The following is a 13,257-nucleotide window of genomic DNA, read 5'->3' as shown; positions in this document are numbered from 1 at the left end:
TCGGTTTATCAGAATGGTCAGCTAGTTGCCAATTGCGGACGACCAACCCGATTGCCGCTCCGGTTCTTCTTTCACCAGCTCAGGATCAACGGTTTGTCCCCAGTGACAACGGGATGCAATCGTTTTCGGTACAACCCGTACCGGGTGCAACCGCGTATGAAATTCAAATTACGTCGGCCAGTGACGAAAGCTTTACTTCGTTTACGAAGAGCGTCAGTGAAAAACCGTCGTTCTCGACTTTTTTTGGTAAACAGGGGCCGACTATCTGGCGTATCCGAGCGGTGGTGGGGAGCGAAACCGGACCGTGGTCGAAAACCGGGCGGTTTTTTATAAATCCATTGCCCGGCAGTTTCATGATTCCGTTTAGCCCGGCTCTACTGACCTTTCCATTTGCCTATTACAGGGACGGCAATACGCTCACGCATCAAATCAGTGTAGCGACCGATTCGTCGTTTACGCAGTTGGTTTACAGGAAATCACTGTACGATAATTCAACTCAGGCCAGCGTCATGGGCCTGATTGAAAATCTACGGCCTAACACGCTTTACTATGTAAAAGTAGAGGACGTAAACGAAGGTCAAGATCCCACGCTTCCTACCGGTGTGCTCTCCCGAATGAAGCAGACATTTCGAACCGGAACTGACCAAATGGCTTTTAAATGGTCGTTTATCAACACAGTTACCCATCCAACTCTGCCACTGGGATTACTAAATTCGATAAAAGTAACCGATGACGCGCTTTGGACAGTCCATAATCGGGATGGATTGTTTCAATTAAACCCGGAAAACCTGGCTCTTCAGTCGATTACCAGAACGTCTACCAATGGCAAAATTGGCAGTTATAGATTAGCGCTTAGCGAAGACAATCCGGGGGGATTATGGTTGATCAATGGGGTTTCAACCGGGAATGGCAATTATTCAGTTACGCCTTATCAGCAGATGGGGAAACTGGTAGATTCGTCCGGCGAATTGGCAGAACGGGTTCTTTTTAAACCAACTTTTTCCTTTTCCGATTTCAGTACCAGTCCGAGGTTGTTCTACAGTTCCTACGGAATTTATGCCCCGGCGGCTGATAATCTGACAAAAATGTATGAACCCCCGGCTAATTCCTGGATAACTAAACGACTTATTCGACCGGGTTTTATTTGGATGATTCAATTGAACTCGTCCAATACTCCTTACACGCTGGTAGAGTTTAACCCGCTTACCAAAACGTCCCGCGCTTTTTCCAGTGACATGATCTCCCAATTGGGCAAATACATCCTGGACATTGCCACCGATGCCCTTGGTAATCTTTGGGTTTCCCAATCGAGCAATACAAACCCATTTCCGGTTCTGGCGAAATTCGACGGACAAAACTGGACCACGCCGACCACGCCCATAACATCGATTCGAAATATGGCGAATGACCCGTTTGGCAATCTTTACATTATTGATGGTTTTCAGAAGCTCTATCGATACGACGGACAGGCGTGGAAGAATCTGGGTACGTTACCGGCGTTTAGCAACCTTGGTAAAATGACCGTCGATGGCCGGGGAAATTTGTGGTTCAATGGCCCCTACCAGATTATCCGCAGCAGCCCCTGTGGATCGATGGAAGCCCCTAACCTTTCGGTCTCCAAACAAAACTCCGAAGCAGGTGAATCAGTCACCCTGAAAGCCGAAGGATGTAGCAGCGTCGTCTGGTCGTGGAATAATGCCAGTGAAACCGTCAGCAATCAGTTGGAGAAAGGCACCAATCAATTCGTGGTCAAACCAACAATCAATACAACCTACCACGCCCGTTGCTATGACGATGGCTGCTCCGGCACCGAAGCTAACCTGTTGGTGAACGTGCGGCCGAAACTGTTGCTGACCAAGACCAACAAAACCGGTTATTGCCCCGGCGACCTTTTGACCGCTTCGATCACGCTCCAGGGAAGTGCAGCTCCCACAAACCAGTTCTCACTGGTTTTAAAGTCGGGATCACAAACCGTACGTTACCCCACAGTCATCAGCGGCCCGGATTTTTCGTCCTCGTTACCTCTGGCCCTAAAAGCCGGTCCATATACTGTCTATGCTGAAAGTAGTGAGCCCGCCCTGCTGTCGCGTGATTCGATACAAATCACCGTCATGCCTTTACCGACAGCCGAGCTAAGCAGCAACCGGCCCGACTTGGCTCCGGGCGACAGTGCCCGTATTTCGGTGGCTTTAACCGGAACGGCCCCCTGGCTCTTTACCCGCTGGGACGGGCAGGTGATTCAAACAGCCGATTCGCCTTACCAGGCGATATTCCATGCGACTCAACAGCCCATTAGCTACAACCTTACGGTATCCGGGTTAAGTGATGTCAGTTGTGCAAACGGTACGGTGAAAAATCCGCTCACGATCGGGGTTCTGGTGTTAGCGACGGAACCGTCGGTTGATCAAGAAGTTGCGGTTTACCCGAATCCAACTTCCGGTCGATTGTTCATAAAAGTGACAGCTCCCCGACTCATCAAGCGACTTCAATTGAGCGATCAGCAGGGCCGGGAAGTAAAACAGAAAACACTTTTGACACCGGTTCGGCAGCAGGAGTGGGATATTAGTACCTTTGCGTCGGGTACCTATCTGCTACGGGTCGAGACGACGAATAAAAAAGCCGTCGTGTGGAAAATTATAAAAATTTAGGGGTTAGTCGAACCAACTACTGGCTGAACGGCATTGTGGTTGATGACGCGGATTGCAAATCCGTAACCAATAGTCCGTCCAATGGAACTTTCCGAAGCCATCCAACTCATCCAGAGCCATAGCCAGCATCAGTCAGAGCCCTCGGTCTGGGCCGATCTGGGCTGCGGTTCCGGTTTGTTCACGTACGCGCTGGCTCATTATTTGCCGAAAGAAAGCCGCATTTACGCCCTTGACCAGAACAATCCGTTAAAACCGGAAATCCGGCCCAACGGGGTTGAAGTGGTCCCCCGACAACAGGATTTCGTCCGGGATGATCTGGAGCTCCCGGCGCTGGACGGTATTCTGATGGCCAACGCCCTGCATTACGTAGCGGATAAACCCGGTTTTCTCCGAAAGCTCAGCAATTATCTGAAACCGGGCGGGCGGTTTTTGATCGTTGAATACGATACCGATCAGCCGGTTCCGACCTGGGTTCCTTATCCCGTCAGTTTCCGCTCGCTGACCCAGCTCTTTAAAACGGTGGGTTATGGTTCCGTTGAAAAGCTAGGTGAGCGACCTTCGCGCTACGGAAGCGGAAACATGTACGCAGCCTTAATCGCACCCTAAAACCGCAAATTTTCCGCGAAAAACAAGGTTAGGAAATACAAAAAACCGTTCCGTCTTTCTTCTCTTTTCTCTGTTCTTTCCTCTTATAAAAACATTGTCGTAATCACCCCCTACCGTTGCCGTTTTTACACACGATCGAAGTCAGAACGGGGTAGTAACTTTGTACTGTTCAATCAACTAAACAACAAAGAGCCATGAAAAAGACGAAAATTTTGTACTGGGTTTTTACGGGTCTGTTTGCGTTCATCATGCTGGGTTCGGCTATTCCGGACGTGCTGATTATGGACATGGCCGTGGTTGGTTTTAAAGACATGGGGCTGCCCGCTTACCTCGTGCCGTTCGTCGGCTGGGCCAAAGTACTGGGTGTCATTGCCATTCTGGTTCCCGGTTTTTCGCGACTCAAGGAATGGGCGTATGCCGGGCTGTTCATCGACCTGATTGGCGCAACCTACTGCATCGCCAGCTCCGGCATTCCCGTAGCAGATTGGGCTCCCATGCTGATTTTCATCGGTATTGGCGCTGCATCCTACGTTTTTTACCACAAAAAGGAGAAAACCGCTTTTTCCGAAACCACAAAGAGCGGTCTGCGAAACCAGAAATCGCGGCAAACGGTTCTTAGCTAAACCGGGTTTTCCAACTGAATTTGATTCCGCGCGGTGATTGGGATCTGTGCCGACGTGCAGATCCCAATCACTGTTGTATGCTCGTCCACAACAATCGTATGAACAAACGATTCTACGCCATTCTGGCCAATACGCTGGCCGCTTCCCTGACCAACAACTGCGTCTGGTTCGCACTGACGTTCTGGCTTTATCTCGAAACCAAGTCGGTGGTAGCCACGTCGGTGATGGCCGGTATTTACCTCGGCACGGTCGCCGTTTCCGGTTTTTTCCTGGGATCACTCGTCGATCACAACCGCAAAAAAACCGCCATGATGGTGTCGAGCCTGGGATCGCTGGCGGCCTATCTGTTCGCCTTAATTCTGTACAACGCTACCCCGGCGACCGTTTTTTCAAATCCGTCCAGCCCGGCACTTTGGGTATTTATCCTGCTCGGTCTGATGGGCGCTATCGCCGGTAATATCCGCACCATCGCCCTTTCGACACTGGTTACTATTCTGATCGACGAAGCCGAGCGGGACAAAGCCAACGGCCTGGTTGGCACGGCCAACGGCGTATCGTTTCTGGTCGCTTCGCTCTTCAGCGGGTTGATCATCGGTTTTCTGGGAATCTCCTGGATGTTAATCATTGCGCTAATCCTGACCGGTTTAGCCATTTTTCATCTCTGGACCATTTCAATTCCCGAACCAAAAGCGATTGATACGCATACCGAAACCAACCACCTCGACATCCGGGGTACGCTGAAGTCGGTGCAGCAGATTCCCGGTTTGCTGGCGCTCATTTTCTTCAACACGTTCAACAACTTTCTGGGCGGGGTTTTCATGTCGCTGATGGATGCCTACGGTTTATCACTGGTTTCGGTGCAGGTCTGGGGTTTTTTGTGGGGCTTCCTGAGCCTGGGTTTCATCGTGGGTGGCATTGTTGTGGCCCGCAAAGGACTCGGTGCCAAACCGTTGCGAACGCTTTTTCTGGCTAATATTGTCATGTGGACGGTTTGTGTTTTCTTCACGATTCAGGCTTCCATTGTGTTGCTGGCAATAGGCATGTTCGTGTATCTGTGCCTGATTCCGGTGGTGGAAGCGGCCGAGCAAACCATCATCCAGAAACTGATTTCGCCCGAGCGGCAGGGGCGGGTGTTTGGTTTTGCCCAGAGCGTCGAGCAGGCGGCTTCGCCCATCACTGCTTTTATCATTGGCCCGATTGCGCAGTTGATCTTCATTCCGTTTATGACCACCGGAGCGGGCGTCCAACTGATCGGGTCATGGTTTGGAACCGGTAGCGCCCGTGGACTGGCGTTGCTATTCACCGTTACCGGATTGATTGGGCTGATTATTACGGTGATCGCCATGCGGTCGAAAGCATACGGAATTCTCTCCGAAAAATACCAGACCCTGGCGAAACAAGAGGCTGTGGTGGAGTAAAAGAAGGAAAACCGATCGACCGGAATACGTTAATGGCTTGGTTATAGGCCATCGAAAGTAGTCTGATTCGGGCCCGTTCCGGCTTGGCGGTGGCTTTCAGGAGCCCGATTGTACTAATTCGTGAACCACGGTTCCGATGATGTGGCTGTTGGTCGAATTCAGGACCTGATCGTGATTGGCTTCCAGCCGATGTTCTTCAAATCCGGCCGTCGTGTAGGGTTGCCAGCGGAAATCGGGGCGAATTTCGTATTGAAATGCCGACGAATCGCTCGCCCGAAACAACAGAATGGGGCACGAAACCGGCGTTTGAACATTGATTTTCCGGGCATATTGATTGACGGCCACCGTGCAGGAATCCTGCCAGGTGGTCGCTTTACTCCCCGCAACCGGTTGCTCGGACTGCGGTTTTAATCGCTTGCGGTACCGGGCAACGGCGCGCTGCCAACTCGCACTCCAGTTCACTTTCTGACCGGTTTGTAAATCCGCAAAAACCTTCCGTTTGATCCGATGCGCGTCTTTCCGCAACGATTCCCGAAACGTAATTCGCCGGTATAAGGGCGTATCCAGCAAAACAATCCGGTTCAGGGCGGGCTGCTGCATTTGCTCCAGACTCAACGCGACCTGATAAGCGATCAACCCACCAAACGAAAACCCTATCAAAACACTCTCGGCCGGATTACCAATGGCCTGGGCAATCTGCCGAATCAGGTCCGGGAACGGAATCAACTCGCCCGTCATCGTATAAGGCTCAAAATGAACATAGTACAGATTGCATTGCTGATTCAGGTGGTTTTCGATCCAGCGATACATGCGCCGGTCGCCGGGCAGTGGCGGGATAAAATAAACCGTTTTGCGGTGCGCTGCGGGCTGGTTCAACGGAATGCACTGCACCCGGTGCTGGTGGTAACCCGTCATGTAATAAGCCAGCGCTTTGGGTGTCGTATACGAAAAAGCGGCATGAATGGGTACGGTTTTTCCAATGCGGTTTTCGAGTTCCGCCAGACAGCTTTCGGCCGTCAGCGAATCGCCCCCGAGATCCTGAAAAAAGTCGTCGTAATCTGATAAAACCGTATCCAGCCCCAACTCTTTTTGCCAGATTGTCTTGATTAACGGCACTAAATCCGACGAACTTTCGTCGTTTTCTACTGAATTGTCGGTAATAGGGCTCGCTGTTACCGGATGAGAAGCCAAACGCATGCGGTCGACTTTGCCGGTTTTCGTCAGTGGCAGCACATCCAGCAAATAATACCGGTCGGGCAGCATCACAACCGGCAATCGCTGCGCCAGCGACTGCTTCAGGATTAACAAATCAAAACCGGGCTCGGTACACAAATAGGTTTTCAGCAGGGAACGATCTGCGTGAAACGTGTCGTAAATAACCGCAGCATTTTTCACACCCGGCTCGTTTTTCAGCTCCTGTTCCAACTGAATCAGACTTACTTTCTGTCCGTTAATCTTAACCACAAAATCCGTTCGGCCACACCAGAACAAATAGCCATCGGCGTCCAGAAAACCCAGATCACCCGTCGCGTACTGAACGATTCCGTTGGGTTGGAGCTGATACGTGCGTTGGGAAGCCTCCGCATTATTCGGATAGGTTGCCGGAATAAACCGGGCCTGAACGAAGATTTCGCCGACCTGATTCGGCGGCAACAACGCCCCGGTTTCCGACCGAATCGAAACCGCCCGGCCATCCACCGGTTTTCCGACCGAGAATAATTGTTCGGAAACCGCCGTGTCCGTTCGAATTTTATGTTCCGAAATCGTTCGGGTTTCCGTCGTCGCATAAGCCACCTGCAGCACGGTATTGGCAGAAAATCGCTCCTGAAAGCCGGAAATATCGGCGGGTCGCACGGGCTCGGCTCCAATGGAAAGGAACCGCAAACCGGTGACTTTTTTAAAATCCGTATCGGTTTTCAGCAACATCCGAAACGTACTGACCGACAGGCTGCTGAAGGTGACGCCTTGTTCCTGCCAGAACGTGGGTAACGTCAGAACGCCCGCCTTTTTCAGGTCATGAAACACCAGCGTGGCTCCGGATAATAAGGCCGGAAAAATACACGCCAGCGACGCACTGAATTCGAGGGAAAACAACAGGTCGATCCGGTCGGCTGAGTCAATTTCGTTGTCGGTTATTTGGCGAAATGTATCAACTAATACGCTCCGGTGCGAATGAACGACCTGCTTGGGCGGTCCCGTACTTCCGGAGGTTGTAAAAAGACAAAAAGGATTTTCCGGCAGTATAGGCGGGTACGAAATTGAATCTGGCTCGTCGGCCTGGAGCCGTTTCGGGACCAGTGTGGGCAGCACTGAATCATTTGAAATGACCAATGGCGAGTTACTGATCAGACAAGGGCAATCCAGCGAATCCACCAACTGATGCAGGTCATCGACGGATGAAAGACGGACCGAATGGTAGTAATTGCCGGACAGTAAAATACCAAACAAAGCTGCAATATGCTCAATCGGATCTTCCAGCAAAACCGGAATGCACTGCTGATTGAAGTTCCGTTCAATCAGCGCGTTTGCATATCGATTGGCACGGTGGTGTAGTGCTTCGTAGGAAACCCGATGGTTTTCATCACGAAGAGCCTCTTTGGTCGGATAAAGCCGAACCATTTCCAGCCAGCGGAGCCGAAATTCATCGTCCATACACGCGGTAACATTTGTAAGGCATCAAGCCCACTCTCAGCATATTCCGGTAACTTGCTCCTCCGTCGTACGCCCAGGAAGTAATGCTTCGGGCGTGTTGCTCATTCAGCCAGTTGAGCCGCGTCAGCAGAGCCGCCGTGTGATACCCCCGGTTACGGAAGCGGGGCAAAATGGAACCGCCCGCCAGAAAATAATCCTCTTCAAAACGATAGAAAACCGCAATTCCCACCGGCTCAGTCTGGACTTTTACCCGAAACAGCGCGATGTTTGGATTACCCAGTAATTGCCGGAAATTAATGACAACAGGTTCGATTTGAGTCTGCTCCGACTCAAACCCCGCCAGGTAATCAGCGGTAAATGCCGCAATGGTTTCTTCAGAAACGGGCTCAAGCTGAAGAATCTCCGAAAGCGGCTGCGGGCGGTTTTTAAGCGTAGGATCACGGACCGCCATAAGCCGTTCTTTCAGTACATAGCCATTCTCCGCCAAAAACCGGTCATGCGATTCGGTCGTCATGAGGTCGTCGATGAGCAGTTTATGATGGGCAATCTGGTGCTGGGCATAAAACGCTTGTGCCTGTCCGACAATTTCCGACAATTGGTCGGGTTCGCGGCAAACGCAATAGTTAAAATAACCGACGTCGGTAAAGGAAAGAAACAGGCGATTGGGGTTCGATTCGATGTTGATTTTTCCGGCATTTTCTGCCACAAGGGCGTAGCGACGAAGCCGCTCAATATCGTATTCGAAAAATAACTCCATGTATGACTCGCTCGGGATTTAGGGAGACAATATTACTATTTTTCAGAAAGAGCATCCATATTGTATACGCCCATTCCCGATAACCAGACGCAATTTGGCCACCGAATCAGGCACTTACGAACCTAAAAAAGTTGAAAAATTTTGCTGCTATTTTTCAAAGTCAAAACAATTCGCCCCCTGCGGTCGTTATACATACATAATTCGCTCGAAGTAAGGATATTGACGGAAGCGTGAAGTATCCTTACCCATCGGGTGAAATCAGAAGCCAGGTGACTTAGGTCGTCTGGCTTTCTTTTTGGGCTTATTTTGGCTTTTCTTCGCCTTTGGGCTTCAGCGTTCCGCGCGCGATGGGTTCCGGTTTTGCTTTAGGATCGGTAAACCGCAGGAGTGTCGCCGTTGGAAAAGCCGCTTTCGGCGCTTTAAGAATAATCAGCTGGTACGAACGCGTGCCAACGACCAGATTGTAATACGTCATTTCCTTTTCGGCCGCCTGGGGCAACCCCCAATTGGCCACGGGCTCCTTCGCCAGCAAGGCAACGTCTTCCTCCGACAAGGCCGCAAAAGCCGTATCGGGTAAAAAATGCTTCCCGGTTATTCCTTCAATGGCTGTGACAACCGCGGGCGGTGTAGGCTTGGTTTGCGCCGGGGCCGACACGCTCATCAGCAGCCACGACATTAGTATGACGAATCCTTTCATGAACAAAAGTTTATTGATTGATTGATAAACTCATTTGATGCCGACTGGTTTATAAAACCAATAGAGCGGTTTCAATCCCGGATTAATTACCTAACTATCAATTAATTAAAATACGAGCTTAAAAGACATCGAAACGGCTTTAGCGCATAGTTGTCTTTGAATATGAATGTAAACAAATCCCTTTTACTCCATGGCGCAGCCATTTCACTAACTTTTATCGGCATGATTTCGACAAAACCGCAACCGGAAATGCTTTATTTTAAAGACGATGGCCTGATACCCAACAGCCGCTTTCCACTGCTTCTTTACCGGGATGTTTTCCCGGAAACCGGCTCGGAGGGGGCGTCCTGGCTTGAGCAGCGGTTTTCGGTCAATAACTGGACCAACTCCTGGCGCAACGGGGTCTTTTCCTACCACCATTATCACAGCACCTCTCACGAAGTCCTGGGCGTTTATAGCGGATCGGCGGTACTGCACCTGGGTGGTGAAAAAGGGCAGAAAGTTCGCGTAAAGGCCGGTGATATTATGGTGATTCCCGCCGGCGTCGGACACAAAAAACTGGAAGCATCGGCCGATTTTGGAGTGGTGGGTGCGTATCCCGATGGTCGGAGTTATGATGTTCTGCGCGGAAAACCGGGGGATCGACCGCAGGCCGACCAAAACATCGCAGCAGTGCCGATGCCGAAAACCGACCCCTTTTTAGGAAAAGACGGCGGATTGGTTCGGTTGTGGAACTAGTTGGCCGATTTTGGATTTATCGGATAAACCCATCATCCACTCATCTGCTATGAATTTTACATCCAGAGTCCTGATCATTCCCGGTTTGGGTAATTCCGGTGAGCAACATTGGCAAAGCAGTTGGGAACGCCAGTATCCTGATTTTGAACGCATTCATCAGAAAGACTGGGATACGCCGGTTTGTGAAGACTGGATAATGCAGATCGATCGGGCGGTGATGGCTGATGACCCGGCCAATGTTCTGCTGGTGGGTCATAGTCTAGCCTGCTCCACCATTGCGTATTGGGCGCAGACTTTCAACCGCCCCATCAAAGGCGCTTTGCTGGTGGGACCGAGCGATACGGAAGCCGAATCGTATCCGCCGGGAACAACCGGTTTTGCGCCCATTCCGCTGCTAAAACTTCCTTTTCCTTCCATTGTTGTCGCCAGCACCAACGATTTTTACGTTACGCTGGATCGGGCTACTTTCTTTGCCCAAAGCTGGGGCAGTAAATTGGTCAACATCGGTGCGGCTGGTCATATCAACGTCAATTCCGGGCATACGGAGTGGTCGGAAGGTTTGCTGTTGCTGCAGGAATTGGAGTCGTAGCCGGTTTTCTGACCGTTTCAACTCGTTTCATCATTGCCGTTTTTTGCGCATCTTTGCGGCATGCACTGATCAACCAGATGATGAAAAAACCGCTTTTTAGTTTACTTTTTGTTTCCGTTCTCTGCCCGTTTCTCTTCGTTTCAAAACCGGTTTCAGGTCAATCGAAACCTAAAAAATACGTTCTGATCGGTTACGTCGGCAGTGGCGGCTGGAAGAAAAGCGATATTGAAGCCCAAAAGCTGACGCACATTAATTACGCCTTCGCGGTTCCGGCCGAAAACGGTGAACTGGCCCCGATCCGGGCGCGGGATTCGGTCAATCTGGCAACGCTGAATTCGCTGAAAGCCCTTAACAAGGATCTCCAGATTCTGATTTCGATCGGTGGATGGGGTGGTTGCCGGTATTTTTCCGATGCGTCGCTGACGGATGCGTCGCGCAGGAAATTCGCCAACAGTGCGGTTTCGTTTCTTAAAAAACACAAACTCGACGGCGTTGATATCGACTGGGAATATCCCGATCAGATCGGCGAAAACAACATTTTCCGGCCGGTAGACAAGCAAAACTTTACGCTGTTGCTCAAAGAGTTACGGGCGCAGCTGGATGCGCAGGGTCAAAAGGATAACCGCCCCAAATCCCGACATTATTTGCTGACAGCCGCCACCGGGGGCGACACGGCTTTTGTGCATCATACCGAACTCGGCAACGCGCAAAAATACCTTGATTTCGTTAACATCATGACGTATGACCTTTACCACGGGAATGATAAAAAAACCGGTCACCACAGCCCGCTGTATCAATCGGCGCTGAGCGACCGGTCGCGTAATAGTTCTGATGATGCCGTTAATGGTCACATCAAAGCCGGGGTTCCGGCCAGCAAAATTGTGCTGGGATTGCCTTTTTACGGGCGCGGCTGGACGGCCGTCAATCCGGTGAATAACGGACTGTTTCAGCCCTCTTCCGGCAAGCACCTGAGCCCGAATTACTACGATCTGGCGGCCAATTACATCAATAAAAACGGTTACAAGAGGTATTGGGACGACAAAGCCAAAGCGCCCTATCTCTGGAACCCGGAAAGCCGTACGTTCATTTCCTACGCCGATAAAGAGTCGATGGTTCATAAAATCGACTACGTCAAATCCAAAGGGCTGGCGGGCGCGATGTTCTGGGAATATACACTTGATTTAAAGGAAGATAAGCTACTGGATGTGCTCGTTCGTGAATTAGCGAAATAAGCCTTAACTGACTATGTAGTCATCGGAAAACCGGTCGTCAATCCGGCGTTGCCAATTGGTTCAATTTCTGTTCGATTACCTGCAGTCGATCGTTCAGCAAATGGGTTGCATCCTGATAAACATCCGGGTAGCCGATGAATGACACCATTTCCCAGGCTTCCAGCACATCGGCCAGGTCCACCGTATAGGGCAGAAATTCGGGATTGTCCGACACCAGAATCAACGGAGAACCGGTTTCCCGCCCCGACTTTTTCTCGGTACGAATCACCTTTTTAAAAACAATTCCCTGATTTTTGACGACAAGAACGTAGCGGTTTCCGCTTTTCAGATCGCGTTCGTGCTCCACAAACCGGCCGATCAAGACATATCCGTTGTGGAGCGGAGGCATGGAGTCGCCCTGAATATCGAACGCCCGGTAGGAGCCTTTGGTGAGTTTGGGTAACCGAAAATGGGGCAATCGCCCGATGAATTCCGGCTGGTTATGCTCGCTCAAATAGCCCGCCACCGCAGCATGGGGTACATACTGAATGTTTTCACGTTGCTGGCTATCAACCGTGATGGGCAATACGCGAACGTCGTCCAGTAAACGAGGTGTCTGGCGGGGTTGTCGGAACAACGGCAGCGGCACCAACCCACTCACCAGTTCGTCGGCCTTTACATTGAAATAAGTAGCCAGTTTAATCAAAACGCTGGCACCGGGTTCCGACTTTCCTTTTTCGTAGTCGGCATAGGTAGATCGGCTAATACCGACAGCGTTGGCAACCGTTAGTTGCGTTAGCTTCTTTTCTTTCCGCAAATCGGTTAAGTTTTTGGCTAGCATCTGCCGGAGTTTTAAGCATAGGTCAGAAATGTCGGAATTCTATTTTAGAATACAAAAATGCGGCAATCCTTTTTCAAGATTTGCCCCTGCGATTTCAAACCAGCCGCCGTTTATTTCTTGCGCGTCGGCTCGGCGGGTTTCTCGTCGATTCCCATGGTGGTCAAAACCGGGTTCAGGATCTGGGGGATAATCCGGATGCGGAACACTTTGGCCCCGGCGACGTCGAAATCACACTGATAACTACCGCGTTGCTTCAAACTCCGGTAAACTGCCGTGTAGTTTACTTTGATCGGCCAGCCATTCAAAGCCAGTTGTCCGATGATGGTTTCAACGGCTTTTTTCAGGTTGGAAAAGAAAACAACGAAAGGTTCGCGCTGGCGAAGCGCAGTGAGGGAACCGATGTACTGAATGGTAACTTCGTAGATCGTCTGCGATTGTTTTCTCATAACGGGCAAACCCGGTTTTTATTGTCTGCCT

General features: G+C 50.8%; 12 protein-coding genes. 7 read left to right on the top strand and 5 right to left on the bottom strand.

Annotated elements, in window-relative coordinates; all coding sequences use genetic code 11:
* Positions 1-32 precede the first annotated feature (32 nt).
* From EHT25_RS10925 to EHT25_RS10910, 4 genes are all read left to right on the top strand, one after another.
* On the top strand, positions 33-2,648 hold the full coding sequence (locus tag EHT25_RS10925; RefSeq protein WP_124874347.1) for a T9SS type A sorting domain-containing protein: 2,616 nt from the start codon (positions 33-35) through the stop codon (positions 2,646-2,648).
* An 81-nt stretch (positions 2,649-2,729) separates the two neighbouring features.
* On the top strand, positions 2,730-3,254 hold the full coding sequence (locus EHT25_RS10920) for a class I SAM-dependent methyltransferase (protein WP_124874345.1): 525 nt from the start codon (positions 2,730-2,732) through the stop codon (positions 3,252-3,254).
* A gap of 194 nt (positions 3,255-3,448) precedes the next feature.
* On the top strand, positions 3,449-3,877 hold the full coding sequence (locus EHT25_RS10915) for a DoxX family protein (RefSeq protein WP_124874343.1): 429 nt from the start codon (positions 3,449-3,451) through the stop codon (positions 3,875-3,877).
* Between the two features lie 98 nt (positions 3,878-3,975).
* Positions 3,976-5,295, top strand: a complete 1,320-nt coding sequence (locus EHT25_RS10910; RefSeq protein ID WP_124874341.1) for an MFS transporter — start codon at positions 3,976-3,978, stop codon at positions 5,293-5,295.
* A gap of 96 nt (positions 5,296-5,391) precedes the next feature.
* Here EHT25_RS10910 and EHT25_RS10905 read toward each other — a convergent pair whose 3' ends face one another.
* From EHT25_RS10905 to EHT25_RS10895, 3 genes are all read right to left on the bottom strand, one after another.
* Positions 5,392-7,947 (bottom strand): AMP-binding protein, encoded by a 2,556-nt coding sequence (locus tag EHT25_RS10905; RefSeq protein ID WP_124874339.1) that lies wholly within the window; start codon positions 7,945-7,947, stop codon positions 5,392-5,394.
* The gene (locus EHT25_RS10900; protein WP_124874337.1) at positions 7,937-8,704 is read right to left on the bottom strand and encodes a hypothetical protein; all 768 of its coding nucleotides are present in this window, start codon (positions 8,702-8,704) and stop codon (positions 7,937-7,939) included. Before EHT25_RS10900 ends, EHT25_RS10905 begins: the two co-directional genes overlap by 11 nt.
* 301 nt (positions 8,705-9,005) lie before the next feature.
* Positions 9,006-9,401, bottom strand: coding sequence for a hypothetical protein (locus tag EHT25_RS10895; protein WP_124874335.1), 396 nt, complete (start codon positions 9,399-9,401; stop codon positions 9,006-9,008).
* 222 nt (positions 9,402-9,623) lie between these two features.
* On the opposite strand from EHT25_RS10895, the gene EHT25_RS10890 reads away from it, so the two are divergent.
* From EHT25_RS10890 to EHT25_RS10880, 3 genes are read left to right on the top strand one after another with little or no spacing between them, the layout of a single operon-like run.
* On the top strand, positions 9,624-10,139 hold the full coding sequence (locus EHT25_RS10890; RefSeq protein WP_229311495.1) for a cupin domain-containing protein: 516 nt from the start codon (positions 9,624-9,626) through the stop codon (positions 10,137-10,139).
* 49 nt (positions 10,140-10,188) lie between these two features.
* Positions 10,189-10,728: an RBBP9/YdeN family alpha/beta hydrolase gene (locus tag EHT25_RS10885; protein WP_124874331.1), complete on the top strand. Its 540-nt coding sequence runs from the start codon at positions 10,189-10,191 to the stop codon at positions 10,726-10,728.
* Positions 10,729-10,781: 53 nt separating this feature from the next.
* Entirely contained in the window at positions 10,782-11,960 is a 1,179-nt protein-coding gene (locus tag EHT25_RS10880; protein ID WP_229311494.1) for a glycoside hydrolase family 18 protein, read from the top strand.
* A gap of 37 nt (positions 11,961-11,997) precedes the next feature.
* On the opposite strand, the gene EHT25_RS10875 is transcribed toward EHT25_RS10880, so the two are convergent.
* Together EHT25_RS10875 and EHT25_RS10870 are read right to left on the bottom strand one after the other, a co-directional pair.
* Positions 11,998-12,780 (bottom strand): XRE family transcriptional regulator, encoded by a 783-nt coding sequence (locus EHT25_RS10875; protein ID WP_124874329.1) that lies wholly within the window; start codon positions 12,778-12,780, stop codon positions 11,998-12,000.
* 110 nt (positions 12,781-12,890) lie between these two features.
* Positions 12,891-13,226: a hypothetical protein gene (locus tag EHT25_RS10870; protein ID WP_124874327.1), complete on the bottom strand. Its 336-nt coding sequence runs from the start codon at positions 13,224-13,226 to the stop codon at positions 12,891-12,893.
* Positions 13,227-13,257: the final 31 nt, after the last annotated feature.

The sequence above is a fragment of the Larkinella rosea genome (assembly GCF_003858635.1).
GTDB classification, from domain to species: Bacteria; Bacteroidota; Bacteroidia; order Cytophagales; family Spirosomataceae; genus Larkinella; species Larkinella rosea.
This window is presented reverse-complemented; position numbering and strand designations above follow the sequence as displayed.

Excerpts from the sequence above, each read along its gene's own strand:
- EHT25_RS10875 (WP_124874329.1), bottom strand. The coding sequence starts at position 12,780 with ATGCTAGCCAAAAACTTAACCGATTTGCGGAAAGAAAAGAAGCTAACG.
- EHT25_RS10885 (WP_124874331.1), top strand. The coding sequence starts at position 10,189 with ATGAATTTTACATCCAGAGTCCTGATCATTCCCGGTTTGGGTAATTCC.
- EHT25_RS10920 (WP_124874345.1), top strand. The coding sequence starts at position 2,730 with ATGGAACTTTCCGAAGCCATCCAACTCATCCAGAGCCATAGCCAGCAT.
- EHT25_RS10900 (WP_124874337.1), bottom strand. The coding sequence starts at position 8,704 with ATGGAGTTATTTTTCGAATACGATATTGAGCGGCTTCGTCGCTACGCC.
- EHT25_RS10890 (WP_229311495.1), top strand. The coding sequence starts at position 9,624 with ATGATTTCGACAAAACCGCAACCGGAAATGCTTTATTTTAAAGACGAT.
- EHT25_RS10915 (WP_124874343.1), top strand. The coding sequence starts at position 3,449 with ATGAAAAAGACGAAAATTTTGTACTGGGTTTTTACGGGTCTGTTTGCG.
- EHT25_RS10910 (WP_124874341.1), top strand. The coding sequence starts at position 3,976 with ATGAACAAACGATTCTACGCCATTCTGGCCAATACGCTGGCCGCTTCC.
- EHT25_RS10905 (WP_124874339.1), bottom strand. The coding sequence starts at position 7,947 with ATGGACGATGAATTTCGGCTCCGCTGGCTGGAAATGGTTCGGCTTTAT.
- EHT25_RS10895 (WP_124874335.1), bottom strand. The coding sequence starts at position 9,401 with ATGAAAGGATTCGTCATACTAATGTCGTGGCTGCTGATGAGCGTGTCG.
- EHT25_RS10870 (WP_124874327.1), bottom strand. The coding sequence starts at position 13,226 with ATGAGAAAACAATCGCAGACGATCTACGAAGTTACCATTCAGTACATC.